Consider the following 25,641-nt stretch of genomic DNA (forward strand, 5'->3'; position numbering starts at 1 on the left):
TCAGCCACGCTCCCAGTAGCTCGGGCCCACCGGCTCGGTGAAGTCGCTGAGTGCGACCAGGTAGCCCTCCTCGTCCACGCCCAAGGGTAGCTGGGGGAGTGCACGGGCGGCCGGGCCGAAGACGACCCGCGCGGAGTCCGCGAGGTCGAAGGTGGACTGGTGGCACGGGCACAGCACGTGGTGCGTGGTGCGCTCGTACAGGGAGATCGGGCACCCGACGTGGGTGCAGATCTTGGAGTAGCAGATGACGCCGTCGACGGACCAGTTCTCGCGGCCCTCGCCGGGGATGATCTCGTCGGGCTCCATGCGGACGACGATGGCCGCCGCCTTGGACTTCGCGACCTGGAGCTCGACGCCCTCGATCTCGGGCTCGCCCTCCTCGTTGACGGCGAACAGGGCCTCGGGCACCGCGTTGACCAGGTCGCCGATCTCGAGGTCGGCGGCGCGGATCGGGGTGCCCACGACGTCGCGGACGACGCGCATGCCCTTGGTCCACACGGTGTGCTCGAGGCCGGCACCCGGGTAGTTGCCCTCCCTCGTGACCTGGCCCGGGGTGGGGCCGAGGTCGCGCAGCAGCACGACGGCGGGCAGGCCCAGGAGGCCGACCGCACCGAGCAGCGAGTTGCGGACCAGGGGCCGGCGGGTGATGCCCGACTCCTCGGCGCCGGCGTTCAGCGCGGCCAGGGTGGCGGCGCGGTCCTCGTCGGAGGACTTCGCCGGGTGCCGCAGCTCGCTGATCTCGTGGTCGCCCATGAGCTTGCGGGCCCACTGGATGATCCCGACGCCGATGAGCAGCAGGGCCAGGCCCAGGGTCGTGCCGAGCGCGACCGTGGAGGCACCGTAGTTGCCCACGATGTCGTGGTCGTCCTTGATGTCCAGGGCGAAGTACGCGACCAGGAACAGGAGGACGCAGAGGGCCGAGAGGCCGAAGAGGCCGGCGACCTGGCGCTCGGCACGCTTCTCCTGGCGCGGGTCGACGTCCGTGGGACGCCACTCGTGGGGCGGCAGGCCCGGGTCCGGGATCGGCTCGGCCGACTCCGGCACCACGGGCGACGAGCCGCCCGGGGCGTCGGGGAGGTTCTGCGACGACTCGCCCTCGTGCGGGTCGTTCTCGTGCGACTCGTGGTCGCGGGCGTCGGTCACGCCGCCTGTCCCTTCTTCTTCGTGGAGCGCGTGGTGTGGGCAGCGATCCAGATCGCGAACCCGACGAGGCCGCCGATGCCGACGAGCCAGGCGAACAGGCCCTCGCTCACCGGACCGAGACCACCGAGACCGAAACCGCCGTACTCAGGGGTCTCGCGGATCGACTCGAGGTAGTTGATGACGTCGCGCTTCTCCTCGGGCGTGAGGTTGCCGTTGGAGAAGTTCGGCATCTGCTGGGGGCCGGTGAGCATGGCCTCGTAGATGTACTTGGGGTCGGTGCCGTGCAGCGAGGGGGCGTACCCGCCGCGCGGCATGGCGCCGCCGGCGCCGTTGAAGTTGTGGCAGGCCGTGCAGTTGGTGAGGAAGATCTGGCCACCGCGGACGATGGCCTCCTCGCGCTCCTCCTCGCTGAGGCCTTCGAGGCTGTAGTCCTCGGGGTCCGGGATGGCCGGGCCGGGGCCCAGCGAGGCGACGTACGCCGCGAGGGCGTCGATCTCGTCCTGGGAGTAGACGGGCTCCTTGTCGGGAGCCTGCTGGCCGGGCTGGGTCATCGGCATCCGGCCGGTGCCGACCTGGAAGTCGACGGCCGCGGCGCCGACGCCGACGAGCGGCGGGCCGAGCTGGGTGTCACCGCGCTCGGTCAGGATGCCCTCGCCGTTCTGCCCGTGGCAGAAGGCGCAGCCGACGAGGAAGAGCTCGCGGCCCTTGGCGACCTGCTCGGCGTCGCTCTCTGCGGAGGTCGCCTGCGCCGGCGCGAACGCGGCGTACAGGCTCCCGGTGAGCACCAGGCCGAGCAGCAGCAGCACGACGCCCGCGAGGGGGCCCCGGCGGTGCCGGGAGAGTCGACCTGCGGAACGGTTCAGGAGACGCACGTTGTGATCCTCGGGGTCCTTGCGGGTGGGCGGGGCTGCTGCTGGTTGCGTGCTACGAGGTGTTCGTAGCTACTTGACGAGGTAGATGGTCGCGAAGAGACCGATCCACACGACGTCGACGAAGTGCCAGTAGTAGGAGACGACGATGGCGCTGACGGCCTGCTCGTGGGTGAACTTCCGAGCGATGTAGGTCCGCCCGAGGACGAACAGGAAGGCGATCAGGCCGCCGGCCACGTGGATCCCGTGGAAGCCGGTGGTCAGGTAGAACATCGTCCCGTAGGCCGAGGCCGGGATGGTGACGTCCTCCTGGATGAGGTTCGCGTACTCCACGGCCTGGCCGGCGATGAAGATGGCGCCCATGACGTAGGTCAGGAGGAACCACTCGCGCAGGCCCCAGCCGCGGACGTTCAGCACCGACCCGGTGCGGCCCACCTGGCCGCGCTCGGCGGCGAACACGCCGAGCTGGCAGGTCAGGGAGCTGAGCACCAGGATCGTGGTGTTGACGGCCGCGAACGGGACGTCGAGGAGAGCGGTGTTCTGGCTCCACAGCTCCGGGCTCACCGAGCGGATCGTGAAGTACGCCGCGAACAGGGCCGCGAAGAACATCAGCTCGCTCGAGAGCCAGATGATGGTCCCCACGCTGACCATGCTGGGACGGTCGTGATGCCCGTGGAGGCGGGAGGCCGGGATGGTTGCTGTGGTCGCCACGGCGCCATTATGTCCCGGGTGGTCGCCGAGGGCACCACGGGCCCCTCTCAGGTGGGGGTCATAAAGTTCACAGCGTGTCCGGCGCTGCATTCCTCGTCGCCCTGACCGCCGCACCGGAGCTTCCCGAGCCCACGCTCGGGGCGTTCTTCACGCAGTGGTCCTGGGCTCCCGTCTCGACCGTGCTCACCGTGTGGGTGGCCGGTCTCTACCTGCTCGCCGTCGCCAAGCTGCGCCGCCGAGGGGACCGCTGGCCGGTGGGCCGGACGATCGCGTTCGTCGGGGTCGGCATGGGTGCGTTCTACGTCGCGACCGCGTCCGGCCTGGCGGCGTACGACACCACCCTGCTGAGCGCGCACATGGTCCAGCACATGGTGCTGTCGATGGTCGTGCCGCTCGCGCTGGCGCTCGGCGCCCCGGTGACCCTCGCGCTGCGCACCCTCCCGGCCGCGCCCCGCCGGTGGCTCCTGGCGGTGCTGCACTCCAAGGTGGCCGCGGTGCTGTCCTTCGCGCCGCTGGCCTTCGCGCTCTACGTGATCTCGCCGTGGGCGCTCTACTTCACCGGCTGGTACGACGCGTCGCTGGCCTCGACGTACGTCCACGAGATGATGCACCTGCACCTGGTGCTGGTCGGCTCGCTCTTCTTCTGGCCGCTGATGGGGATCGACCCGGTGCCCGGACGCGTGGGCTACCCGTTCCGCGTGCTGCTCACGGTGCTGACGCTGCCGTTCCACGCCTTCCTCGGCGTCACGATCATGGGGCAGTCCGAGCTGATCGGCGGCGAGCACTACCGCGAGCTGCGCGAGGGGCCGATGGCCTCCTGGCTGCCCGACATGGCCGACGACCAGCATCTGGCCGGCGGCATCCTGTGGGGCTCGGGCGACCTGATCGGGCTGGCGTTCTTCGCGGTGCTCTTCGCCCAGTGGGTGCGGTCCTCGATGCAGGAGGCCAAGCGGGAGGACCGGCGCCTGGACCGCGAGGAGCGGGCGCGCGCCCGCGAGCTCAGCGGGCGTCCGTAGCAGCGCCCGCCGCCTGCTCGCGGTCCTCCTCGCGGAGCACAGCGATCCGGGTGACCCGGGCCGCGTCGGTCGCGGCCACGCGCAGGCAGGATTCCCCGACCTCCACGGTGTCGCCGGGCTCGGCGATCCGGCCGAGCCGCGCGACGACGTACCCGGCGACGGTCTCGTAGTCGCCGTCGGGGAGCTCGACGCCGGTGCGCTCGGCGAAGTCCTCGATGTTGAGCCCGCCCTCGAGCAGCAGCGAGCCGTCGTCGTCGCGGACCTCCGGCTCGGGGGCGTCGTGCTCGTCGCGGATCTCGCCGACGATCTCCTCGACGAGGTCCTCCAGCGTGACGATCCCGTCGGTGCCGCCGTACTCGTCGACGACCACGGCGAGGTGGACGCCCTCGCGGCGCATCTGGGTGACGGTGGGCAGCACGAGGTTCGTGCCCGGGAGGACCAGCACCTCGCGCTGGACGTCGCGGACCAGGCGCGGGTCGCCGTCGCGCAGGTCGAGCAGGTCACGGACGTGCAGGAAGCCGGTGATGTCGTCGAAGCCGCCCTCCCCGGTCACCGGGTAGCGCGACCACGACAGGTCGCGGACCCGCTCGACGGCGGCGGACAGGGGCAGGTCGCCGGCGAGGAACGCGACCTCGTGGCGGGGACGCATCACCTCCTTGACGCTCGTGCGGGAGGCCGCGAAGACGTCGCCGAGGATCCGTCGCTCCTGCTCGTCGAGGCCCTCGTGGGTCGAGACGATGTCGCGCAGCTCCTCCTCGGACAGCTCGTCGTTGGTCGCGTCCGGGTCGCCGCCGAGCAGCCGGACCACGGCGTCGGTCGAGCGCGAGAGCAGCCAGATGACCGGGCGCATGACGGTGGCGAAGCGGTCCAGCGGCGGACCCACGACCTTGGACACCTGCGCGGAGCGCTGCAGCGCGATCCGCTTGGGGACCAGCTCCCCGAGGACGAGGGAGAAGTAGGCGATGAGCAGCGTCATCGCCACCAGCGCGACGGTGTCGGCGGCGCCGCTGCCCAGGCCGAGGTCGACGAGGTACGGCGCGACGTCCGGGGCGAGCGTCGACCCGCCGTACGCCGCGGAGAAGAAGCCGGCCACGGTGACGCCGATCTGGACGGCGGCCAGGAAGCGGTTGGGGTCCCGTGCGATCTGCGCCACCCGGGCGCCGCGGGCGCTCTCGCGCTCCATCCGCGAGACCTGGCTGTCCCGCAGCGAGACCAGGGCGATCTCGGTGCCGGAGAACACGCCGCCGACGAGCACGAACAGCAGCACCAGGCCGAGGTTGACGAAGGTCTCGGAGTCCACGCGGCGAACCTAGCGAGCCGGTCCTGACCGGCTCGCCCACGCGGCCAGGCGACGGTGCCGGTGGGCGAAGAACCGGTCCACGACGTGGCCGGTCCCGGGGACGCGCGGCTCCAGCACGAGCCGGTCGGTGACGGTGCAGGAGGCGTCGTCGACCGGGTCGACGGTGCGCTCGTGCTCCCAGCGCGGGAAGAGCAGCATCCGGGAGCTCTCGTGGAAACGGCGGCCGGGCTCCAGCGCCACCAGCGTCATGTCGTCGAAGTCGACCGGCACGACGCCGCCGGCCAGCAGCCATGCTTTCCCGAGCGGGCGCCCCAGCAGCAGGCGGGCGTCGTCGAGCGTGCCGCCCCGCAGCCGCGGCGGCATCGTCATCGACAGCAGCGGCCGCATCTCGTGCCGGATGCCGGCGGGCGTGGTCACCCGCGCCCAGACCTCGGCGGCCGGGCGGGGCAGGGTGGAGGTGCGGGTCAGGGTCGTGGTCGGCACGTCCGGACTCTAGGGAGGGTCGTGGGCAGGGGACCGGCCCGCGTCGTACGATCCCCGACGTGACCGACTCCGCGACCGCCCCGCTCAAGGTGCTCGTCTACAGCGACGACGTGAACACCCGCCAGCAGGTGATCCTGGCGCTGGGCCGTCGCCCGCACCCGGACCTGCCCGAGGTGGAGTACGTCCAGGTCGCGACCGAGCCGGTCGTCATCCAGAACATGGACGCCGGCCACATCGACCTGGTCGTCCTCGACGGCGAGGCCGTCCCCGCGGGCGGGATGGGCATCGCCAAGCAGCTCAAGGACGAGATCTACCAGTGCCCGCCGGTCGTGGTGCTGACCGGGCGGCCGCAGGACGCCTGGCTGGCGACCTGGTCCCGGGCGGAGGCGGCGGTGCCGCACCCGCTCGACCCGGTCCAGCTCGCCGAGACCGTCGTCGGTCTGCTGCGCGCGCGGGTCCCCGCTCCCACCACCTCCGCCTGAGGTGTCGACCTGGCCCGAGGTCCTCGGCGCGCTCGTCGCCGGGCAGGACCTGAGCGCAGCGCAGACGGCCTGGGCGATGGACGAGGTGCTCAGCGGCGAGGCGACCTCCGCCCAGGTCGCGGGGTTCGCCGTCGCGCTGCGCGCCAAGGGCGAGACGACCGAGGAGGTCCGCGGCCTCGCCGACGCGATGCTCGCCAAGGCGAGGCAGATCTCGGTGCCCGGTCGGCTGCTCGACGTCGTCGGCACCGGCGGTGACCGGTCCTTCTCGGTCAACATCTCCACGATGTCGGCGATCGTGGCGGCCGGCGCCGGTGCGCCGGTCGTCAAGCACGGCAACCGGTCGGCGTCCTCGAAGTCCGGGTCCGCCGACGTGCTCGAGGCGCTCGGCATCCGGCTCGACCTGCCGGTCGAGCGGGTGGCGGAGGTGGCGGTCGAGGCCGGCATCACCTTCTGCTTCTCGGCCGCGTTCCACCCCGCGATGCGCCACGCGGCCGTCCCGCGCCGCGAGCTGGGCATCGGCACCACCTTCAACCTGCTCGGCCCGCTCACCAACCCGGCCCGTCCCGCCGCGCAGGCGATCGGGTGCGCCGACGCCCGGATGGCGCCGGTGATGGCGGGGGTGTACGCCGCGCGGGGCGTCGACGCGTGGGTGTTCCGCGGCGACGACGGGCTCGACGAGCTCACGACCACGACCACGTCGCGGCTGTGGCGCGTCCACGGCGGCGAGGTCAGCACCGAGACCGTCGACCCGGCGACGTACGGCCTGGCACCCGCGACGGCCGAGGACCTGCGCGGTGGCGACGCCGCGCACAACGCCGAGGTCGTGCGCCGGCTGCTGGCCGGCGACCGGGGCCCCGTGCGGGACGCGGTGGTGCTCAACGCCGGTGCCGCCCTGGCCGTGCACGCCTCGCCGTCGGCACCGGCCGCGGAGTCGCTCGCCGAGGGCGTCCGCCGGGCGGTCGACGCCATCGACACGGGTGCCGCCGCCGCGACCCTCGAGCGCTGGGTCGCCGCCACCTCGGCCTAGAGGTCCAGGACGTACTGCCCGCCGCCGTGCTCGCGGAACCCGAGGTGGGGGTAGTAGGCGCCGACCATCCCCGGCGGGGTGAGCACGTGGCGGAACCCGAGGTCGCGCAGCACGCCGCTGCGCCGCCAGAGGAACTCCCCGGGTGAGAAGTCGCGGTAGCGCGGCGTGACGTAGTCGAGCTGGACGTGCGCGACGTCGCCGTCCTCGCGGAGCACGACGACGCCGACGGTCTCGTCGCCCTTGAGCACGACGAACGCGTGCTGGGCGCCGGCGGGGGCCGGGTCGAAGTCCGGCTGGAACCGCGCGATGTCGGCGGCGTGGGTGCGCAGCACGTGCCGCAGGTAGGCGTCCTCGGGCCGGACCTCGACCACCTCGAAGGCTGCCTCGTCGTGGCGCTCGCGGACCAGGCGGAGGATCCACCACACGTTGATCGCGGCGAGGACGGCGTTCATGCCGACCATCGGCCACACGCCGACCAGGGCGTTGAAGACCAGCAGGACCAGGCAGCCCACCAGGTTCAGCGTGCGGAAGCGCAGCACCCGCGCCTGCAGCAGCGAGTACACCAGCAGCGCGCTGCCGCCCCAGCCGACCAGGTCGAGCCAGTGGTCACCGAGCCAGCCCACGGTGGTGGCCGGGCCTAGTCGAGGCCGAGGGAGAACGCCGACTCCAGGTCGTGCTGGGAGTAGGCGCGGAAGGCGATGTGGGTCTCGGTGGCGGTCACGCCCGCGACCTTGTTGAGCCGGTCGGCCACGACGTTCGCGACGTCGTCGTGGTCGCGGACCCGCACGAGCGCGATGAGGTCGATCTGGCCGGTCACCGAGTACACCTCGCTCACCCCGTCGAGGGCCGCGATCGCCTCGGCCACCTCGGGGATGCGGGCGACGTCTGCCTTGACGAAGACGATGGCGGTGATCATGGGCAGACCCTAGCCGGGACCGGGTCCGGGGCTCAGCGCGCCGGCCGGTGCACCGGCGCGAGGTCGCGGCGGTCGTCGAAGGGCACCAGCTCGGCGCGGGAGCGGCTCACGGCGTCGTGGATCGCGAGGTGCCGGGTCGCGCCGCTCACCGGGCAGCTCCACTCGCCCTCGACGTCGACGAGGCGGATGCCCGGCGACTCGAGCCACCGCAGGATCTTCTCGGTCTCCTCGGCGGTCGCCACCGGGACCGGGCCGGGCCCCCCGGTGACGGTCTCGGCGGACGCCCGCAGCGACGCGACGTAGGCGTGGGCATCGGCGCCCGCGGGGATCACCCCGGCCGCGGCGAGCCGGCCGTACCGCACGACGTGGACCGCCCAGCGGCCGTCGTCGCCGCGGCGGGAGGCGATGACCTCGGGGCAGCGGGTCAACGCGCTGAGCCGTTGGGTGCGGCTCGCGGCGCGGATGAAGGCGGCGAGGCGGTCGCGGTGCACCCCGGCCTCCTCGAAGCGCTCGTCGGCGGCGAGCGCCTCCATCCGGGCATTCACCTGCTCGACGACCCGGTCGGGGCGGCGCAGCAGCGAGTCGCGCAGCTGCCGGACCACGGCCGCGTAGGTGTCGTGGTCGACCGTCCCGTCGCAGGGGGAGAGGCAGCGGCCGAGCTCGGCCAGCACGCACGGCGTGCGCGAGGGGGTCCGGCCGAACCGGTCCGAGCACTGCCGCAGCGGGAAGGTGTCGTGCAGGGCGGCCAGGCACTTCTCGGCGACCTTGCGGGAGGAGAACGGGCCGAGGTAGTCCGCGTCGTCGTCCAGGACGCGCTTGACCAGGGACAGCCGGGGCCACGGCTCGCGGGTGAGCTTGAGGAAGGTGGTCTTCTCCGGGAAGCGGGAGCGGCGGTTGTAGCGCGGCTTGTGCTCGGCGATCAGCCGCAGCTCGCGGACCTCGGCCTCCAGCGGCGTGGCGCACTCGATGCCGGTCACGCTGTCGGCGATCCCGACCATCTCGCCCATCCGCGAGCGGGTCTCGGAGGCGGTGAAGTAGGTGCGCACCCGGGTCCGCAGGTCCTTGGACGTGCCGACGTACAGCACCCGCTGCTCATGGTCGCGGAAGAGGTAGACCCCCGGGGCGTGCGGCAGGCCCTCGGCGAGGTGCCGCTTGCGCCGCTGGGCGGTGCTCACCCGCCCGGAGAAGGTCTGCAGCTCCTCGAGCGTGTGCACGCCGAGCCCGCCGAGCCGCTCCATCAGCCCGTGCAGGACGTCGACGGTCGCCCGGGCGTCCGAGAGCGCCCGGTGGTTGGGCGTGGTGGTCGAGCCGAAGGCCCGGGCCAGGGAGGAGAGCTTGCAGTTGGGCGCGTCGTCCTTGGTGATGACCCGGCGCGCGAGCCGCGCCGTGTCGAGCACCTCGAAGCCCGGCCACGGCCGCCCCTGCTGCTCGCAGAAGTGGCGGAGGAAGCCGATGTCGAACGGCGCGTTGTGCGCGACCAGGACGGTGCCGGCGGCGAACTCCAGGAAGGCCGGCAGGGCCGACTCGATGGGCGGCGCGTCGGCGACCATGGCGTTGCTGATGCCGGTGAGGACCGCGATGAACGGCGGGATCGGCAGGCGCGGGTCGACCAGCGTCTGGAACTCGCCGAGCACCTCGCCGCCGCGCACCTTGACCGCACCGATCTCGGTGATCATCGAGCCGCCCTCGGCGGAGCCGCCCGTGGTCTCGAGGTCGACCACGGTGAAGGTGGTGCCCCGCAGCGGGCGACCCAGCTCGTCGAAGCTGCGTTGCGACTCCCACTGCGCAGGCGCGGTCCGGACGGCGCTGCTCATGGGGCCGAAGGTAGGTGCGGCCACCGACAATGCCGTGGCGGCACGCGGAATAGGCTCGTCGTGACCGCCGTCGCCCGTCTGGAGTCCCCTCGTGCCCACCTCGTCGTCGCCAGTGCCGCTGGCCCAGCTGCCCGAGCCCGTGCGCGCCCGGGTCGTGGCGCTGACGGCGGACGTGCTCCCGGCGCTCGGGCAGCTGCCGCCGTCGCTGCGCCGGGTGGCCTCCTTCGCGCCCGCGCGGCGGGCGAGGCTCGGGACGACGGCGATCACGACGGCCCTGCGGGACGAGGACCTGCGGGGCCGCGTGGCCTCGCACCTGGTGGTCCAGCCGCCGAGCACCACGACGGCGGCCGACCGCGCCGCGGTGGCCTGGCTGCTGCGCGCGGGCGCCTGGGAGGAGGACCTGGCCAGCGCGCTGGCCGAGGTCGCACCCGCGGCCCCCAGCCGTGAGCAGACCGAGGTGGTGCGGCTGCGCGAGCGGCTCGACGCCGCCGACCGGGCCGCCCGGGAGCAGCGCGCGATGCACCGGGCCCAGCTCGACGAGGTCAAGGCGGAGAACACCACGCTCCGGCGCCGGCTGGGCGAGGCCCGCGCCGCCGAGAGGGCCGCCCGGGCCGCCGGTGAGCAGGCCGCCGCCGAGGTCGCCGCGCTGCGCCGCGACGCCGGCGACCTGACCGCCGCGCAGGAGAAGGAGGTGCGCCGGCTGCGCGCCCGCGTCGCCGAGCTCGAGGCGGGCACGTCGGCGGACCGGCGCGCCGTACGCGCGGAGCGGGACGAGGCGACCGTGCGGGCCCGTGTGCTGCTCGAGACCGTCATCGACGCGGCGGCGGGGCTGCGCCGCGAGCTGGCGCTGCCGACGGTGACCGGCGCGCCCGGCGACCGGGTCGAGGCCGGTCTCTCGCCCGGCGTGGCCGACGGTGCCCGCGTGCTCACGGGTGCGTCGGCCGGGCTGCTGGAGCAGTACCTCGCGATGCCGCGCGCCCGGCTGATCGTGGACGGCTACAACGTGAGCAAGTCGGTGTGGCCGACCTCGCCGCTGGAGGCGCAGCGGATCCGGCTGGTCAACGGGCTGGCGCCGCTGGTCGCGCGGACCGGCGTCGACACCACGGTGGTCTTCGACGCGGGGAACGCGAGCGGGGCCCGGCCGGTGGTCTCCACGCCGCGGGGCGTCCGGGTCTACTTCAGCCCCGAGGGCGTCATCGCCGACGACGTGATCCGCGACCTGGTCGGCGCCGAGCCTCCCGGCCGCGTGGTGGTGGTCGTCACGGGGGACCAGGCGGTCCTCGCCGACGTCACACGCGCCGGCGCCCGGGGCGCCTCGGTCGACGCGCTCGCGGCGCTGATCAGCTGAGCGCGCCGGACCTGGACGACGTGCCCTGCGTGGTCCGCGTGGTCCGCGTGGTCGGCGGGGTCGGCGAGGTCGCGGCGGAGCGGAGGCGGTCGAGGCCGCGCTCCTGCCAGACGCGCACCGCCAGGTGGCCGACGAGCGCCATGAGGGCGAGCCACAGCCACAGGGCGGGGAAGGTGCGCAACGCGAGGGCGAGGGAGTTGTCGGTCCACGCGTCGGCCTCCTGGACGAGGAAGCCCTCCGACGTCGCGCCGACCGCCATCGCCGCGACGGAGACCCCGAGCAGGGGTCCCAGCAGGGGCCGGGCCACGCGGCCGGCCCGGTGGGCGGCGAGCGCGTAGGCCGGGAACAGGCACGCGAGCACCTCGAGGGTCAGCCGGTAGCCGTAGTAGCCGGACCCGCCGTCGAACTCGTTGAGCTGGCCCTGCACCGCGCCGTACGCGAGCCCCGCGACGGCGAGCACGCGCGTCCAGTCCGGCAGGTCCCGCCAGGACCGGACCACCGCGGGGAGCAGGAGCACCAGCACGGGGCTCCAGACGAGCAGGCCGCGGTCCGCCGACACCCAGAGGCCGAGCTGGTTGGTCACCGCGTCCCACACGCCGGTGTCGGTGGCCTGCCCGGCGTACTGCGTCGGCGAGGGGTAGGGCCCCTGCGGGTCCCACCCGCCGTACATCCAGCGGCTCCACGCCGCGGCCAGGGCGAGGAAGCAGCCGCTGACCCCGCCGACGACGACCGCGATGCGCGGGTCGCGCCGCCACACCGCCACGCCGAGCCCGAGCAGGGCGACGACCAGGGCCACGTGCAGACGACCCCAGAGGCCGATCCCGCCGAAGAGCCCGACGAGCCACCACCGGCCGGTCGCGGCCCCCCACACCATCCCGGCGATGCCCAGGACGGTGAGGGTGTGGGTCCACAGCCCGTTCGCGGCGACCGTCCAGACCGGGGTGGCGAAGCCGAGCACGCCGACGGCGGCCGTCGCCCACGGGGAGGGCAGGTGACGGCGCAGGCCGCGCCAGAGGAGGACGAGCGCCAGCGTCGTGAGCAGCGCGGCCCACACAGCGCCCGGCCAGCGCACGAAGTCCTCGGGCTGGGTGCCGGTGCGTGCGAGCAGGTACGCCGGGACGCCCATGGCGACGGCGCCGGGGGAGCGGAGGACCGCGACGTGGCCGTTCTCCGCCTCGCCGACCCAGAGGTGCTCCTCGTTGAAGTCCAGTCCGGCCAGGTCCACCCCGTCGAGCCACGGCGTCCCCGCCGAGGCGAGCCGCCAGGCACCGACGGCCGCGGACGTCACGTCGTTCATGCCGATCGAGCGGTCGGCGGTGGCGGCGTACACGACGGCGGCGAGGCCGGCGAGGGCGGGCGGCACCAGTCGTGCGCCGGACGAGCGTGAGCGGGGGGAGGCGGCCACGCAGGCACGGTAGGCGGCGCGCGCCGGGTGTGCTGCCGGAACGGCGGTGGAGTGCCCGATCGGAGGAGGGGACCGGGCGTTGTCGGTGGTCGCTGCCACGGTGGCCCGCATGACGACACGGATCGACTGCGACACCTGCGTGGTGCGGGGTCTGGCCTGCCACGACTGCGTGGTGACGGTGCTGCTGGGCCCGCCGCCGGAGCTGACGTTCGACGACGACGAGCGCCAGGCGCTCGACGTCCTGGCCCAGGGAGGGCTGGTGCCCCCGCTGCGGCTGGTGCGACCGGTGGACGGGTACGACGTGGAGTCGGCCTGACCGCCGCCGCACCGGGCACCCGTCACAGGAGTGACTGGTGTGACCGGTGTGGCGACGGAAAGGTAAAGACTGGCCCGTCCTCCCCGGAAACCACGGCGACATACCCGGGAAGATTCGCGGGGCGCGCCCGCCACGACTAACCTGTCTGGCTCAGGTGCCCGTGGCAGTGGACCAACCGGTCCGCGCGGGCACCGCGTCGAGTTCCGGGCCGCTGCGGCGGACCGGGAGCCGGGGAACCACCGGCGCTGCGTGCAGCGCCTCTGGGGTGAATCGTCCGTGAGTCGCCGCACAGCGGCGGGGAGCGGTCGTAGGGCCTGTCGTGCCCGAACCCGTCAGCTCACCCGGTAGGCGTACGACACCCGAGGAGACCGCCCGCTCGTGCTCAACGGTCGGAAGCGACTTGTCCCAGCCCTCACCGGGCTCGCCATCGTCGGCGTCATCGGCATCGGTCCCTCGGGGCCGGCGCAGGCCGAGCCGGACGTCGGCGACGTCCAGGCCCGGGTCGACCGGCTCTTCCACGAGGCCGAGCAGGCCTCGGAGCGGTTCAACGACGCCCGCATCGAGCTGGAGGAGCTCAACCGCGACCTCCGCTCGCTGGAGGCCGACGAGGACCGCCAGGGCGAGCGCCTCGAGGGCGTCCGCGAGCAGGTCGAGCGCTCGGTGGTCCGCCAGTACCAGGGCCAGGGCCTCTCCGCCGTCGGCCAGGTCATCGTCTCCGACGACCCGCAGGGGTTCCTGTCCGAGCTGTCGACCATGTCGGCCTTCGACGACCTCCAGGACCAGATGTTCGGTGACTACACCACCGAGCTCAAGGCCCTCGACATCCGCCGCGACGCGACCGAGGAGCGGGCCGCCCAGGTCGCCGAGGTCAAGGACCAGCTGGCCGACGAGAAGGCCGAGATCGACGAGAAGCTCGCCGAGGCCGAGGGCCTCCTCGACCGGCTCGAGGCCGAGGAGCGCGAGGCCGTCGTCTCCCGTGACACGACCCGCCCGCCGGCGACCGTGCCCGCCTCCGGCCGGGCCGGTGCCGCCGTGGCCTACGCCATGTCCCAGGTCGGCGACGCCTACGTCTACGGCGCCGCCGGGCCGAGCGCGTTCGACTGCTCCGGGCTCACGATGATGGCCTGGAACGCGGCGGGCGTCTCGCTGCCGCACTCCTCGAGCGCGCAGTACTCCTCCGGCCCGCAGGTCGCCGAGAGCGACCTGCAGCCCGGCGACCTCGTCTTCTACTACAGCCCGATCAGCCACGTCGGCATGTACATCGGCGGCGGCATGATCGTGCACGCGGCCAACCCGGGCAGTGGCGTCACGACCGCGCCGCTCCACTCGATGCCGTACGTCGGGGCCGTCCGCCCTGGCTGAGCCCCGCACGGCCCACGAGGCCGGTCGCCCACGTCGGTGGGCGGCCGGCCTCGTCGCGTTCCTCGCCCTCCTCCTCGTCGCGGGCGCCACGACGACCTGGCTGGTGCTGCGCGACGGGACCTACGTCGCCACCCCCGGCGCGCCGTCCGCCTCCGCGCTGGGGCCCGCCGACATCGACGACGCGCTCGACCGGCTGCGGGAGGCCGTGCTCTCCGGCGACGACGGCGCACCGGCCGTCGCCGCGGTCGACCACCTCGTCGGCAACGCGGCCCGGCTGGAGGTCCGCGACCTCGACCTGCGCTACGTGGACCGGGTCGGCCGGTCCGAGGAGGGGGTCCGCGCCGCGGTCTCGGTCACCTGGCGGTTCGCCGGCTTCGACCGCGCGCCGGCCCGCACGGAGGTCGAGATGACCGTCTCCGCCGGCGACGGGTCTGCCGGGGAGGCCGTGGTCACCGACATCGGTGGCGGGGACGGGCGCACCCCCTTGTGGCTGACCGGCCCGGTCGAGGTGCGTCGTACCCCCGAGGTGCTGGTGGTGGCCGCACCCGGGGCCGACCTCGCCGGCGTCACCCGGCGTGCGGAGGCGGCGGTGCCCGTCGTCCGCCGCGTGCTCGACCGGTGGCGGCCGCGGCTGGTCGTCGAGGCGCCCGCCTCCGCCGACGGCCTGGGGGACCTGCTGGGCGCCGAGGACGGGACCTACGACGGGGTGGCCGCGGTGACGGCCTCGCCCGACGGCTCGCTCGCCCCCGAGGCCCCGCTGCACGTCTTCGTCAACCCCGAGGTGCTCGGCACCCTGCGTCCGCAGGGGGCGCAGGTCGTGCTGAGCCACGAGGCCGCCCACGTGGCGACCCGCGCGCCGCTGAGCGGCTCCCCGCTGTGGCTGCTCGAGGGCTTCGCCGACTACGTCGCCCTGCGTGACGTCGACCTTCCGCTCAGCACCACCGCCGCGCAGGTGATCGCCCAGGTCCGCGACGAGGGGCTGCCGGAGGCGCTCCCCGGCCCCGCGGAGTTCGACACCGGCACGACCCACCTCGGTGCGTCGTACGAGGCGGCCTGGCTGGCCTGCACCGTGCTGGCCGAGCGGGTGGGGGAGACCGGCCTGGTCGACCTCTACCGCGCGGTCGAGCGCGACGGCCTCGACCGGGCGCTGCGCCGCGTCGCCGGCTGGAGCGAGGCCGACCTCACCCGGGCGTGGCAGCGCCGGCTGGCCGCCTTGGCCGCCTGAGAGACTGCTCGGGTGACGCCGACCGCCCGACGGACCGCCTGGGTGCTGCTGGTCGGAGGAGGTGTGGCGTTCGTCCTGCTGGCCTGGTGGCTCGTGCCGTGGAGCCCGGTGCCCGACGGGCCGGTGGAGCCGGTGCGCCCCGAGGACTGGTTCAGCGCCGAGCAGCTCGCGCGGGCCGAGGACTTCTCGCGCTGGGCGCGGGCCTGGAGCTGGTCGTCGCTGGCGGTGTCGATCGCGGTGGCGTGCTGGCTGGGTTTGAGCCGACGGGGCCGCGCGTGGGCCGACCGGGTGCCGGGGCCGTGGTGGGTCCAGGTCGTCGTGCTCGTCGCGGCCGTGGAGGTGCTGCGACGGCTCGTGACGCTGCCGTTCGGCGTCGCGCTCGAGCAGCTCCGCCGCGACCACGGGCTCTCGACCCGCTCCTGGGCGGGGTACACCGCGGACCTGGTGCGCAACGAGGCGCTCGGCATCGTCGTCGCCTCGGTCGCCCTCGTGCTGCTCGTGGGGCTGGCCCGCCGGCTGCCGCGAGCGTGGCCGGCGGTCGCCGGGCTGCTCGTCGCGGCGCTCGTGGTCCTCGGGTCCTTCGTCTACCCGGTGGTCGTCGAGCCGGCGTTCAACTCCTTCGAGCCGCTCCCGGACGGGCCGCTGCGCCAGGGGATCGTGGAGCTGGCCGACCAGGAGGGCGTCGAGATTGGCGACGTCCTGGTGGTGGACGCCTCACGTCGTACGTCGGCCCTGAACGCCTACGTCTCCGGCTTCGGCTCGACGCGTCGGGTCGTCGTCTACGACACCCTGGTCGACGACCTGCCGGTCGACCAGGCGCTGTCGGTGGTGGCGCACGAGCTGGCCCATGCCCAGCACGACGACGTGCTCGTGGGCACCGCGCTCGGGGCGGCCGGCGCGGTGGCCGGCGTGGGCCTGCTGGCGCTCTGCCTGGGGTTCCTCGCCCGGTGCGGGTGGCCCGCACCCGGCCGGGCCGCGGTCGTCCCGGTGGCGCTCGCGCTGGTCGCGGTCGGCGGCTTCCTGGCCAGCCCGGTCCAGAACGGGATCAGCCGGCAGATCGAGACCCGGGCCGACGTGGACGCGCTGCGCGTGAGCGCCCCGGAGGCCTTCGCGGAGATGCAGGTGCGGCTGGCGGAGCGGTCGCTCGCCGACGTCACGCCGCCGGTGTGGAGCCAGTGGTGGTTCGGCAGCCACCCGACGACCGTCGACCGACTGGCGTTGACGAGTCCTGGTCCTCAAAATTGATGAGGGCCCGCGGCACATACCGCGGGCCCTCGACAGGTGACGTCAGTCGGTGCAGTCGCCCGAAGTCGTGGTCGTGTCGGTGTCGTTCGAAGCGATCGAGGAACAGGTGTCCTCGAACGCCCCCTGGACCATGGGGCCGAGGGCGAAGATCGCGACGACGATGAGCGCCGCGATGCCGGCGATGAGCAGGCCGTACTCGACGGCGGAGGCGCCGCGCTCCTCCATCTGGGCGAGGCGGGCGTTGATGAGCATGCGCAGGTAGTCGACCATGACCGAGGATCTCCTTGAGGGGGTGCTGTGCGGGGGGTGGTTCTCCGGCGTGAGGCCGAAGAACCTCACGAGGAAGATCCTGCCGGGATCGGCGCCCCGGCGAATCCCGTCACCGTCCGGAGTCCGGTAGTCCGAACGGACTACCTCCCCACCTCGGCCGTCGTGGCCCGTCCGCGCGGCGCGACCTCAGGAGTCGGCGGGCTTGACGCTGGAGAGCAGCCCGATCCGCATCGCGGTGACCAGTGCCTGGGCCCGGTTGGCCGCGCCGAGCTTCTGGTAGATCTTCGCGATGTGGGACTTGGCGGTCGACTCGCTGAGGTAGAGCTTCTCGCCGATCTGGGCGGCGCCGAGCCCGTCGGCGAGCAGCAGGAGCACCTCGTGCTCCCGGTCGGAGAGCTTGGTGGACTCGCCGGCCTGGCGGCGCATCATCGCCCCGACGAGGCCGGTGCAGATGAACGACCGCGGGGAGACCGCAGCGTGCCGGGCGGCCTTGACCACCTCGCCGGACGGCGCGTCCTTGCCGACGAACCCGGAGGCGCCGGCCTGCATCGCGGCGAAGATCTGCTCGTCGCCGGAGTGCATCGTCAGCACGATCAGGCCCGTGTCGTTGCTCCGCTTGCGGACCGCGCGGACGATGTCGAGGCCCGTGCCGTCCTGCAGCTGCAGGTCGGTGACGATCACGTCGGGGGAGAGCCGCTCGTAGGAGGCCATCGCCTCGGCGACCGTCGCGGCGACCCCGACGATGGACATGTCGTGCTCGAGGTCGAGGACTCCCGAGAGACCGTCGCGGATCAGCTGGTGGTCGTCGACGAGGAGCACGCTGATGTTCCGGTCGCTCATGCCTTCACCTTCTCTTCGCTGGGCTGCTCGGAGCTGATCGGGGGCTCGGGGTCGGTACCCACCGCCACGGTGACCATCAAGCCGCCACCGTGAACGGGGTCGATGCTCAGCCTGCCGCCGATGAGCATCGCCCGCTCGCGCATGATCTCCAGGCCGTGGGAGTCCGACCGCGCCTGCTGCATGCCGCGGCCGTCGTCGGAGACCGTGATGATCGCGCGGGGCGCGTGCACCCGGCAGTGGACGTCGATGACCGACGCCTGCGCGTGCTTGATGGCGTTGTTCATCGCCTCCTGGGTGATCCGGAAGAGCTCCGCCTCCACCTCGGGCCGCAGGCGGGTGGTGTGCTCCTCGAGGGTCACCTGGATCGGCACGCCGGAGACCTCGCTGAGGTTGCGGGCGATCGCGCCGATCGCGGCGCCGAGGCTCTCGCTCTCCCCGATGCTCGTGCGCAGGGTCAGCACCGACTGGCGGACCTCGCCCACGACGTGGCTGACCCGGTCGCGCAGCAGCGCGATCCGCTCGGCCTGCTGCGCTGAGGACGGCTGCGCCGCCAGGGCGTCGACGAGGTAGCCGAGGGAGGCGATGTCCTGCGCGACACCGTCGTGCATCTCCCGCGCGAGGCGCCGGCGCTCTTCGGCGGTCGCCGCGTCGCGGAAGGAGGCGAAGAGCAGGGCGGTGTCGAGGTGCACGGCGCTCGGCGCCAGCCGGCGCTGCAGCTTGCGGATCCGGTCGCCGAGGTCGAGCCGGCCGGGGTCGAGCCGGTCCGACAGCACGCCGGCGACCACGGCCGCGTCGTCGAGCGGGATCGCGAACGAGCGGCCGTCGACGACGTTCTCCCCGCGCGCCCACGCCTCGGCCGCGACGTCCTCGCAGTCGGCCGTCTCGCCCTCGAGGTTCTTCTCCACCAGGGGCGTGAGCGAGTCGCCGCGGGGGACGTACAGGACGAGGGCGGCGATCGGCAGCTCGTCGCGGACGGTGCTGATGATCGCGCCGCCGAGCGCGTTGGGGTCCAGCCCGGAGCTGAGGCCGCCGGAGAGGTCGATGAGCTGGCGCAGCAGGGTCTGTGCGTAGTGGTACGGCGCCAGCGGGTCGGTGGAGCGCTCGATCGCGGAGTGCAGGAACGTCGCGATCAGGCCGAGGCCGAGTCCGGTGACGCTCCACGTGAAGACCCCGAGCCACTGCGGATCGGACAGCCCGTCGCCGGAGACCACCGCGAAGCCGACCAGCGCCACGAGCTCGGCCGACATGGCCAGCGCGACGCCGACGGCCCCGCGGTGCAGGCCGGCGGTGAACGGCGGCACGGCGAGGGCGGCCAACACGGTCAGGCTCTCGGCCGAGGCGACTCCGCAGACCAGGCCCACCACCACGGCGTCGAAGGTCGTGGCGAAGACGATCGACGTGCGCGGGCGGAACTCGGCGAGCTGGACGACGACCCAGGCACAGCCGATGGCGATCAGCGCCAGCAGCATCTCCTCGTCCCGGTCGACCAGCGCGGTGACGAAGAGGAAGAGCAGCACGAACCCGCGTGCGGCGAGGGTGAGTCGCGCGAACGGCAGGTCCGGGAAGGTCATCCCATGTTCTCCATGATGCTGATCACCGCGGGCCCCATCACCGCGATGAAGAGGCAAGGGAGGATGCAGAAGATGAGGGGCACGGTGATCTTGACAGGTACCTGCTGCGCCTTGTGCTCGGCGCGCTGGCGGCGCTTGACCCGCATCTCGCCCGACTGCACGCGCAGCACCTGCGAGATCGGGATGCCGAAGGAGTCCGCCTGGACCATCGCCCCGACGAACGCCTTGAGGTCGGCCACGTTGGTCCGGTCCCCCAGGGCGCGCAGGGCATTCGCCCGGCCGGCGCCGATCTGCATCTCGCGGAGCACCCGCGAGAACTCCTCCGCGAGGGGACCGTCGGTGTTGCGCGCGACCTGCTGGACCGCGGCGTCGAACCCGAGCCCGGACTCCACGCTGATCGTCATCAGGTCGATCGCGTCGGCCAGCTCGCGCTGGATCCGCTCGGTGCGTTCGTAGGTCCTCTGGTAGAGGTACAGGTCGGGCACGAAGAACCCGACGACCAGCCCGGCGAGCAGCAGGACCACGGCGACGGGGAGCGACACCCCGAGCACGAGCACCACTGCTCCGGCGACCAGGGTCAGGGCCACCGCGCCGATCACCTTGCCCGACACCACCCGGTCGACCGACCAGTCGCGCGGGTTGCCGGCCAGGTCCAGCTTGCGACGGATCCGTTCGGCCGAGTCGGCGCCGGAGAGCCGGCGACCGATCCGCAGCGCCCGGGCCTGCAGCGGCTCCAGCACCCGCTCGCCGAAGGGCCGGTCGAGCTCGTCGCGCAGCGCCTGCGGCGCCGAGCCGATCGCCTGGATGGCGGCGAGGGAGCGGGTCACGCCCGAGGTGCGGCCCTCGTCGGGGGCGAGCGCCGAGCCGACGAGCAGGATGGCGACGAGCACCAGGACGGCGCCCAGCACGAGGAGCAGCGTCATCTCACACCTCCACCTTGACCAGCTTGCTCATCCAGAAGACCCCCACGCCGAGGACCACCACCGCGCCGACGAGCATCAGGATGCCGAGCGGGTCGGTGAACATCACGCTCACGTAGTCCCGCTGGGTGAAGAAGAGGTACAGCATGAACAGCGGCGGCAGGCAGCCCAGGACCCACGCGGACAGCTTGCCCTCGGCGGCCAGCGCGGCCACCTGGCGCCGCAGGTACTCCCGCTCGCGCATCGTGGCGGCGACGGTGTCGAGCAGCTCGGCGAGGTTGCCGCCGACCTGGCGCTGGATCTTGATCGCCATGACCACCCACTCGAAGTCCTTGGACTCGAACCGCTTGGCGACCCCCTCGAGCGCGTCCTCCAGGGGTACGCCGAGGCGCGTCTCGACCAGGACCCGCTTGAACTCCGTGGCGACCGGGTCGGCGCCCTCCCGCACGATCGTGTCGACCGACTGGGCCAGCGAGAGACCCGCCGCCAGCGACCCGGACATCAGCTGCAGGGTGTCGGGCAGCAGGGCGTTGAACGCCTTGCGCCGGCGCGCCCGCCGGACGCCGAGGTAGAGCCAGGGGCCGAGGCCGCCGAGGACCAGGAAGAGCAGGCCCAGGACGATGGTGCCGCGACCCAGCAGCAGGCCGACGAGGCCGGCGGCGAGGAACACGCCCACGTGGACCAGCAGCCACTCCGAGGCCTTCAGCTCGCTGCCGGCGCCCTCCAGCCGGTGGGTGATCCGCGCGTCGAGCGACTTGTTCCGGCTCAGCAGCGTGGCGGCGGCGTCCTTGGCCGACGAGAGCGCCTGCTCGGCGTCCACCCGCGACCCCGCGGGCGTCGCGCCGGCGCTCGTCACCTCGGTGTAGCGCGCCAGGCGGTCGGCCGCCGACAGCGGCGCCGGGCCGCGCGGGACCAGGAGCACGACGAGCGCGACCAGGCCGACGGCGAGCGTGCCGATGCCGGCGTGCATCAGCCAGGACGGCGGGACCCAGTCGGGCTGCTGCACCACCGGCGGGGGGACCACGGTCGTCGTCGCCGCGCGCTGGACGGTGCTGAAGGCGCTGGCCGTCACGGGGCCGGCGGCGCCGCCGAGCGTCACCTCGACGGTCGCCTCGGTCGCGTCGACGCCGTCGGGCACGGAGGTCGAGACGAGCACCTGCCGGGCGAGGACGGCAGCCTCCTCCGAGAACGTGTCGGCCAGCGCGGTCCGGCTCGCCTCGACCACCTGGCCGGAGCCGGCCTCGGCCACCTCGCGCAGCGAGGCCAGCGCTGCGTCGCCCTGCTCGAGCGCGATGACGTCGACGCCTACGCCGGACTCGTCCACGGCCGCGGTGACGTCCGCGAGGGGTGTGCCGGAGGTGTCCGCGCCGTCGGAGAGGACCAGCAGCGAGCGCTGGCCCTCCTCGCCGGCCAGCCGCAGGGCGGCGAGCACGCCGTCGTGCAGCCTGGTCTGCTGGCTGAGGGTGAGCGAGCGGACCACCTCGCGAGCCGCGTCGCGGTCGGTCGTCGGGGCGAGCGCCTCGTCGACGGTGCCGGCGAAGCTGACGATCCCGAGCTCGACGTCCGGGGGCACGCTGCGGATGAAGGTCAGCGCGGCCTGCTTGGCGGACCCGAAGCGGTCGCCGCGCATGGAGTTGCTGGTGTCGATCGCCAGCACCGCGGTGCGGCGTACCGCCGTCGAGGCCCCGGCGCGCTCGGCGGTCGCGGGCGCCGCGACCCCGTCGACGGTGACCGTGACGTCCGCCAGGTCGACGGCCGAGCCGGCCGGGACCGACACCAGGACGTCGAGCCCGCCGTCGGTCGGCTCCACGTGCGTGATCGACCCGTCCGCGGCGAGCGCCGCCGAGGGCAGCAGGCACAGCAGGACGCCGGCCGCCAGCGCGACGAGGGTGAGCAGCAGCCGACGCATCAGATCCGGTCCGTCGCGAAGAGCATCGGGTCGACCGTGACGTTGGCGTAGGCCATCTTGTCCAGGAACGTCGGCCGCAGCCCCGTCGGGCGGAGCCGGCCGAGCGTGCGGCCGTGGACGTCGAAGCCCGCGGAGGCGTCGAAGACGAAGATGTCCTGGAGGGTGATGACGTCGCCCTCCATCCGCTCCACCTCGGTGATGTGGGTGATCCGGCGGGTGCCGTCCTTGAAGCGCGTCTGGTGCACGATCAGGTCGACCGCGGAGGCGACCTGCTCGCGGATCGCGCGGACCGGCAGGTCCATGCCGGCCATCAGCACCATGGTCTCCATCCGCGAGAGCGTGTCGCGCGGACCGTTGGAGTGCAGGGTGCAGATGGAGCCGTCGTGGCCGGTGTTCATCGCCTGCAGCATGTCCAGGGCGGAGGCGTCGCGGACCTCGCCGACGATGATCCGGTCGGGCCGCATCCGCAGGCTGTTGCGCACCAGGTCGCGGATGTGGACCGCGCCCTTGCCCTCGATGTTGGCCGGGCGCGACTCCAGGCGGACCACGTGGTCCTGCTTGAGCTGCAGCTCCGCGGCGTCCTCGATGGTGACGATCCGCTCGTCGCTGGGGATGAACGAGGACAGCACGTTGAGCGTCGTCGTCTTCCCGGCGCCGGTGCTGCCGGAGACGATCACGTTGAGCCGGCCGCGCACGCACGCCTCGAGGAAGTCGCACGTCTGCGGCGTCAGGGACCCGAAGGAGACCAGGTCGGTGGCGGTCAGCGGGTCGGTGGCGAACTTGCGGATGGTCAGCGCCGAGCCGTCCACGGCCAACGGCGGGACCACGGCGTTGACGCGGCTGCCGTCGGGCAGGCGGGCGTCGACCATCGGGCTGGACTCGTCGACGCGGCGGCCGATCCGGGAGACGATCTTGTCGATCGTGCGCCGCAGGTGCGCCTCGTCGAGGAAGTGCGCGTCCGCCGGCATCAGCCGGCCGCCCTTCTCCAACCAGATCGAGGCGTGCCCGTTGACCATGACCTCGGAGACGTCGGGGTCGCGCAGGAACGGCTGGATCGGCCCGTAGCCGAGGATGTCGTCGCTGATCTCCTGGGTCACCCGCGCGCGGTCCCCGCTGCTGAGCGGTCGGTCCTGGGAGGCGAGGACGTCGGCCAGCACCGAGCGGACCCGCTGGTCCAGCTCGTCCTGGTCCATGTCGGCGTCGTAGAGGTGCGGCCCGAGCTGCTGGAGCAGCTCGGTGTGCACGCTGCTCTTCAGCTCCTCGATCCGGTCGGGCTGCGCCGCGCCGAGGGTACGCCGCGGCGCGGCGTCGACCTTGCGCCTCGCGGACGCGGCGGCGGCAGCGGCGGCCCCGGCGGCCGCGGCCCCGGCGGGCTGCTCCTCGACCGGCCGAGCGGCGTCGAGGGCGGCGGTGGCCTCGGCCGGCGGCTCGGGGGAGGCGGCGGGGTCGGAGCGGCGGGCGGCGGCGAGCCGTTCGGACAGCGAGCTCATCGACGTCACCTCCGGAGGCGGAAGCGGCGGGCCGGCTTGTCGGCCCCCTCGGCGTCCGCGGGGTCGGGCGGGGTGGTGGCGGACCGCGGCGCGGCGACGGTCTCCCCGGAGAGCCGGGACGCGAGCCCACGGATCGCGCCGCTGGACTGGTGGTCGGGGCGCTCGAGCAGGATCGGGGTCCCCGCATTGGTGGCGGCCGCGATGTCGATCGAGCTCTCGACGGAGGCGGCCACGCCCATGCCGAGGATGGCCTCCACCTTGTCCGGACCGATGCCGACGGCGTCGTCGGCGCGGTTGAGCAGCAGGTGGCGGTGGCCCCGGGCGATGTCGAGCATCTCCAGGGTCTCGAGGGCCACCTTGACGTTCTTCAGCGTGGGCACGTCGAGCGTCGCGACGATGACGCACTCGTCGGTCTCGTCGAGCGCGGTCAGGGTCTGCTCGTCGAAGGCGGGCGCGGTGTCGATGACGACGTAGTCGAAGGTCTCCCGCAGCGTCCGCAGGATGCGGGTCACCAGCGGGGCGGTGATCCGCTCACGGACGTCGGGGTGGGCCGGGGCGGCCAGCACCATCAACGACTCCTGGTGCCGGGTCAGGAGCCCGTCGAGCATCGCGGTGTCCAGGCTGTCCTCGGCGCCGACGGCCTGCTCGATCGAGTGCGTCGGGAACAGCTGCATGGTGATGGCGACGTCGCCGAACCCGAGGTCCAGGTCGACCAGGCACACCTTGCGCGCGCCGTTCTCGGTGAGCGCCAGCGCGAGGTTGACCGCCATCGTGGTCTTGCCGACGCCGCCCTTGGGGGAGAAGACGGTCACCACGCGGCCGACGTGCGCGGCGCCGGACGGCCCGCGCAGCGCGACGTGGAGCTGGTAGGCGCGGTCCACCGCGGCCTCGAGGGCGACCAGGTCGCCGGTCGGCACGACGTCGCGCGCGCCGGCCTTCATGGCCGCGGCGAGGGTCTCGGCGTCGAGCTCGTCGCGCACGAGCACGACGCTGACGGTGGGCCGGCCGGTGCGGAGCCCCTCGCAGACCGCGACGGTCTCCTCGAGGGCGAGGTGGGGGCCGAGCACGACGACGTACTCGTCGGAGTGCTGGGTCAGCCAACCGTGCATCCGGTCGACCGACAGCACCCCCTGGGTGCCGGTCGGCAGCCCGGTCAGCAGCGCGGAGAGGGTGGCGTCCTGGGGATCGACGACGACGGGCATGCGCGTCAGCCGAACAGGTTGTCGGTCGTGACCCCGGGACCGGGGCGCACCTGGGTGTCGTCGCCGACCAGCGCGAAGGCCAGCTCGCCGTTGCCCTGCGCGAACATCACCCGCTCCGCCTCGGCCTGGCTGAGCGCGAGCGTGATGAGGGTGCGGGGCAGCTGCTCAACGGTCTGCTGACCGGTCTGGTCGGTGGTCGTCGTCGAGACCGGCGTGGTGGAGCCGACCGCGAGGACCGTCGCCTCGGGCAGGAGGAGCCGCGTGAACGGCTGGCCGCTGCGTGCGTCGGAGCCGTTGAAGAAGACCGCGACCTGCGAGCCGGGGTTGACGAAGCCGGCCACCCGGGCGGTGTCGGTGAGGTTGACCGTCACGGTGACCTGGCCCTTCTGCAGCTGCAGGCCGGTGTCGGCCGACACCTGCGCGGCGCCGCCGAACTTTGCGGGGATCAGCTGCTCGCCCGGGTAGATCGGCACCAGCGCGAGCTGGCCGCTGAAGACGCCCGCGTCGCCCTGGGCGCCGTCGAGGAGCTGGTCCTGCGCGACCGGCTGGAGCGCGACCTTGCCGGCGGCCAGCGCGTCCTCGATCTTCTCGCCCTTGGCGATCGGGGCGGTCGCCCGCAGCACCTCCACCGTGACGAACCGGTCCTGCGCGCGTGCGTCGGCCCCTCGCACGTAGAGGAGGACCAGCACCACGCCCAGGGCCGCGACGACCGCCGCGGCGATGAGGAGGATCCTTCGTCGATCCATCAACAGAACCCTTTCGTCCTGTGAGGAACGT

Annotated in this window: 25 protein-coding genes and 1 riboswitch; of the genes, 8 read left to right on the forward strand and 17 right to left on the reverse strand. The window is 73.5% G+C overall.

Features of this window, described 5'->3' with window-relative positions; all coding sequences use genetic code 11:
• From OSR43_RS07750 to OSR43_RS07760, 3 genes are all read right to left on the reverse strand, one after another.
• A complete protein-coding gene (locus OSR43_RS07750) occupies positions 1 to 1,143 on the reverse strand; it encodes a Rieske 2Fe-2S domain-containing protein (protein WP_367891519.1) in 1,143 nt (380 codons plus the stop codon).
• Positions 1,140 to 2,015, reverse strand: coding sequence for a c-type cytochrome (locus tag OSR43_RS07755; protein WP_302270676.1), 876 nt, complete (start codon positions 2,013 to 2,015; stop codon positions 1,140 to 1,142). Before OSR43_RS07755 ends, OSR43_RS07750 begins: the two co-directional genes overlap by 4 nt.
• Before the next feature lie 69 nt (positions 2,016 to 2,084).
• Positions 2,085 to 2,705 carry a heme-copper oxidase subunit III gene (locus OSR43_RS07760; RefSeq protein ID WP_302271631.1) on the reverse strand — a complete coding sequence of 207 codons (621 nt, stop codon included), beginning with the start codon at positions 2,703 to 2,705 and terminating at the stop codon, positions 2,085 to 2,087.
• A 92-nt stretch (positions 2,706 to 2,797) separates the two neighbouring features.
• Between OSR43_RS07760 and OSR43_RS07765 the strand changes: the two genes are divergently transcribed.
• On the forward strand, positions 2,798 to 3,739 hold the full coding sequence (locus OSR43_RS07765) for a cytochrome c oxidase assembly protein (RefSeq protein WP_302270678.1): 942 nt from the start codon (positions 2,798 to 2,800) through the stop codon (positions 3,737 to 3,739).
• Here OSR43_RS07765 and OSR43_RS07770 read toward each other — a convergent pair.
• Positions 3,723 to 5,039 carry a hemolysin family protein gene (locus OSR43_RS07770; RefSeq protein WP_302270679.1) on the reverse strand — a complete coding sequence of 439 codons (1,317 nt, stop codon included), beginning with the start codon at positions 5,037 to 5,039 and terminating at the stop codon, positions 3,723 to 3,725. The two genes, OSR43_RS07765 and OSR43_RS07770, sit on opposite strands and share 17 nt — an antisense overlap.
• 9 nt (positions 5,040 to 5,048) lie before the next feature.
• Positions 5,049 to 5,522 carry a hypothetical protein gene (locus OSR43_RS07775; RefSeq protein ID WP_302270680.1) on the reverse strand — a complete coding sequence of 158 codons (474 nt, stop codon included), beginning with the start codon at positions 5,520 to 5,522 and terminating at the stop codon, positions 5,049 to 5,051.
• 59 nt (positions 5,523 to 5,581) lie between these two features.
• Between OSR43_RS07775 and OSR43_RS07780 the strand changes: the two genes are divergently transcribed.
• Together OSR43_RS07780 and trpD are read left to right on the forward strand one after the other, a co-directional pair.
• On the forward strand, positions 5,582 to 6,004 hold the full coding sequence (locus OSR43_RS07780) for a hypothetical protein (protein ID WP_302270682.1): 423 nt from the start codon (positions 5,582 to 5,584) through the stop codon (positions 6,002 to 6,004).
• Position 6,005: 1 nt separating this feature from the next.
• Positions 6,006 to 7,031 carry an anthranilate phosphoribosyltransferase gene (gene trpD, locus OSR43_RS07785; RefSeq protein ID WP_302270683.1) on the forward strand — a complete coding sequence of 342 codons (1,026 nt, stop codon included), beginning with the start codon at positions 6,006 to 6,008 and terminating at the stop codon, positions 7,029 to 7,031.
• Here trpD and OSR43_RS07790 read toward each other — a convergent pair.
• The 3 genes from OSR43_RS07790 to OSR43_RS07800 are packed head-to-tail and all read right to left on the reverse strand — an operon-like array spanning position 7,028 to position 9,761.
• Complete coding sequence (locus OSR43_RS07790) at positions 7,028 to 7,654, reverse strand: GNAT family N-acetyltransferase (protein WP_302270684.1); 627 nt, start codon at positions 7,652 to 7,654, stop codon at positions 7,028 to 7,030. The genes trpD and OSR43_RS07790 overlap by 4 nt on opposite strands.
• A 14-nt stretch (positions 7,655 to 7,668) precedes the next feature.
• Positions 7,669 to 7,947, reverse strand: coding sequence for an Lrp/AsnC family transcriptional regulator (locus tag OSR43_RS07795; RefSeq protein WP_302270685.1), 279 nt, complete (start codon positions 7,945 to 7,947; stop codon positions 7,669 to 7,671).
• 32 nt (positions 7,948 to 7,979) lie between these two features.
• Complete coding sequence (locus tag OSR43_RS07800; protein ID WP_302270687.1) at positions 7,980 to 9,761, reverse strand: DEDD exonuclease domain-containing protein; 1,782 nt, start codon at positions 9,759 to 9,761, stop codon at positions 7,980 to 7,982.
• Between the two features lie 91 nt (positions 9,762 to 9,852).
• Between OSR43_RS07800 and OSR43_RS07805 the strand changes: the two genes are divergently transcribed.
• Positions 9,853 to 11,109, forward strand: coding sequence for an NYN domain-containing protein (locus tag OSR43_RS07805; protein ID WP_302270689.1), 1,257 nt, complete (start codon positions 9,853 to 9,855; stop codon positions 11,107 to 11,109).
• Here the strand turns inward: OSR43_RS07805 and OSR43_RS07810 are convergent.
• A complete protein-coding gene (locus tag OSR43_RS07810) occupies positions 11,102 to 12,514 on the reverse strand; it encodes a hypothetical protein (protein WP_302270691.1) in 1,413 nt (470 codons plus the stop codon). The genes OSR43_RS07805 and OSR43_RS07810 overlap by 8 nt on opposite strands.
• 109 nt (positions 12,515 to 12,623) lie before the next feature.
• On the opposite strand from OSR43_RS07810, the gene OSR43_RS07815 reads away from it, so the two are divergent.
• The 4 genes from OSR43_RS07815 to OSR43_RS07830 all read left to right on the forward strand — a co-directional run bounded on the left by OSR43_RS07815 (position 12,624) and on the right by OSR43_RS07830 (position 16,662).
• Positions 12,624 to 12,830, forward strand: a complete 207-nt coding sequence (locus OSR43_RS07815) for a hypothetical protein (protein ID WP_302270693.1) — start codon at positions 12,624 to 12,626, stop codon at positions 12,828 to 12,830.
• A gap of 199 nt (positions 12,831 to 13,029) precedes the next feature.
• Positions 13,030 to 13,196, forward strand: a riboswitch (cyclic di-AMP (ydaO/yuaA leader).
• Between the two features lie 12 nt (positions 13,197 to 13,208).
• On the forward strand, positions 13,209 to 14,192 hold the full coding sequence (locus OSR43_RS07820) for an NlpC/P60 family protein (protein ID WP_302270694.1): 984 nt from the start codon (positions 13,209 to 13,211) through the stop codon (positions 14,190 to 14,192).
• Positions 14,193 to 14,295: 103 nt separating this feature from the next.
• The gene (locus OSR43_RS07825) at positions 14,296 to 15,417 is read left to right on the forward strand and encodes a hypothetical protein (RefSeq protein WP_302270695.1); all 1,122 of its coding nucleotides are present in this window, start codon (positions 14,296 to 14,298) and stop codon (positions 15,415 to 15,417) included.
• A 12-nt stretch (positions 15,418 to 15,429) separates the two neighbouring features.
• Positions 15,430 to 16,662 carry a M48 family metallopeptidase gene (locus OSR43_RS07830; RefSeq protein WP_302270696.1) on the forward strand — a complete coding sequence of 411 codons (1,233 nt, stop codon included), beginning with the start codon at positions 15,430 to 15,432 and terminating at the stop codon, positions 16,660 to 16,662.
• Between the two features lie 42 nt (positions 16,663 to 16,704).
• Here OSR43_RS07830 and OSR43_RS07835 read toward each other — a convergent pair whose 3' ends face one another.
• The 8 genes from OSR43_RS07835 to cpaB all read right to left on the reverse strand — a co-directional run bounded on the left by OSR43_RS07835 (position 16,705) and on the right by cpaB (position 25,610).
• Complete coding sequence (locus OSR43_RS07835; RefSeq protein WP_302270698.1) at positions 16,705 to 16,932, reverse strand: Flp family type IVb pilin; 228 nt, start codon at positions 16,930 to 16,932, stop codon at positions 16,705 to 16,707.
• Between the two features lie 186 nt (positions 16,933 to 17,118).
• The gene (locus tag OSR43_RS07840) at positions 17,119 to 17,772 is read right to left on the reverse strand and encodes a response regulator transcription factor (RefSeq protein ID WP_302270700.1); all 654 of its coding nucleotides are present in this window, start codon (positions 17,770 to 17,772) and stop codon (positions 17,119 to 17,121) included.
• Positions 17,769 to 19,343 carry a sensor histidine kinase gene (locus tag OSR43_RS07845; protein ID WP_302270701.1) on the reverse strand — a complete coding sequence of 525 codons (1,575 nt, stop codon included), beginning with the start codon at positions 19,341 to 19,343 and terminating at the stop codon, positions 17,769 to 17,771. The genes OSR43_RS07840 and OSR43_RS07845 overlap by 4 nt, the downstream gene beginning before the upstream one ends.
• The gene (locus tag OSR43_RS07850; RefSeq protein WP_302270702.1) at positions 19,340 to 20,266 is read right to left on the reverse strand and encodes a type II secretion system F family protein; all 927 of its coding nucleotides are present in this window, start codon (positions 20,264 to 20,266) and stop codon (positions 19,340 to 19,342) included. The genes OSR43_RS07845 and OSR43_RS07850 overlap by 4 nt, the downstream gene beginning before the upstream one ends.
• A 1-nt stretch (position 20,267) precedes the next feature.
• A complete protein-coding gene (locus OSR43_RS07855) occupies positions 20,268 to 22,172 on the reverse strand; it encodes a type II secretion system F family protein (RefSeq protein ID WP_302270704.1) in 1,905 nt (634 codons plus the stop codon).
• Positions 22,172 to 23,662, reverse strand: a complete 1,491-nt coding sequence (locus OSR43_RS07860) for a CpaF family protein (RefSeq protein WP_302270705.1) — start codon at positions 23,660 to 23,662, stop codon at positions 22,172 to 22,174. The genes OSR43_RS07855 and OSR43_RS07860 overlap by 1 nt, the downstream gene beginning before the upstream one ends.
• Before the next feature lie 5 nt (positions 23,663 to 23,667).
• The gene (locus OSR43_RS07865; protein WP_302270706.1) at positions 23,668 to 24,864 is read right to left on the reverse strand and encodes an AAA family ATPase; all 1,197 of its coding nucleotides are present in this window, start codon (positions 24,862 to 24,864) and stop codon (positions 23,668 to 23,670) included.
• Positions 24,865 to 24,869: 5 nt separating this feature from the next.
• Positions 24,870 to 25,610: a Flp pilus assembly protein CpaB gene (gene cpaB / locus OSR43_RS07870; protein ID WP_302270707.1), complete on the reverse strand. Its 741-nt coding sequence runs from the start codon at positions 25,608 to 25,610 to the stop codon at positions 24,870 to 24,872.
• Positions 25,611 to 25,641 lie beyond the last annotated feature (31 nt).

The organism is Nocardioides sp. Arc9.136, assembly GCF_030506255.1.
In the GTDB taxonomy this organism is placed as follows: Bacteria; Actinomycetota; Actinomycetes; order Propionibacteriales; family Nocardioidaceae; genus Nocardioides.

What these genes read in the sequence shown, in the direction of transcription:
- OSR43_RS07795 (WP_302270685.1), bottom strand. Translation starts at nt 7,947, where the DNA reads ATGATCACCGCCATCGTCTTCGTCAAGGCAGACGTCGCCCGCATCCCC.
- OSR43_RS07800 (WP_302270687.1), bottom strand. Translation starts at nt 9,761, where the DNA reads ATGAGCAGCGCCGTCCGGACCGCGCCTGCGCAGTGGGAGTCGCAACGC.
- OSR43_RS07815 (WP_302270693.1), top strand. Translation starts at nt 12,624, where the DNA reads ATGACGACACGGATCGACTGCGACACCTGCGTGGTGCGGGGTCTGGCC.
- OSR43_RS07835 (WP_302270698.1), bottom strand. Translation starts at nt 16,932, where the DNA reads ATGGTCGACTACCTGCGCATGCTCATCAACGCCCGCCTCGCCCAGATG.
- OSR43_RS07840 (WP_302270700.1), bottom strand. Translation starts at nt 17,772, where the DNA reads ATGAGCGACCGGAACATCAGCGTGCTCCTCGTCGACGACCACCAGCTG.
- OSR43_RS07845 (WP_302270701.1), bottom strand. Translation starts at nt 19,343, where the DNA reads ATGACCTTCCCGGACCTGCCGTTCGCGCGACTCACCCTCGCCGCACGC.
- OSR43_RS07850 (WP_302270702.1), bottom strand. Translation starts at nt 20,266, where the DNA reads ATGACGCTGCTCCTCGTGCTGGGCGCCGTCCTGGTGCTCGTCGCCATC.
- OSR43_RS07855 (WP_302270704.1), bottom strand. Translation starts at nt 22,172, where the DNA reads ATGCGTCGGCTGCTGCTCACCCTCGTCGCGCTGGCGGCCGGCGTCCTG.
- OSR43_RS07860 (WP_302270705.1), bottom strand. Translation starts at nt 23,662, where the DNA reads ATGAGCTCGCTGTCCGAACGGCTCGCCGCCGCCCGCCGCTCCGACCCC.
- OSR43_RS07865 (WP_302270706.1), bottom strand. Translation starts at nt 24,864, where the DNA reads ATGCCCGTCGTCGTCGATCCCCAGGACGCCACCCTCTCCGCGCTGCTG.
- cpaB (WP_302270707.1), bottom strand. Translation starts at nt 25,610, where the DNA reads ATGGATCGACGAAGGATCCTCCTCATCGCCGCGGCGGTCGTCGCGGCC.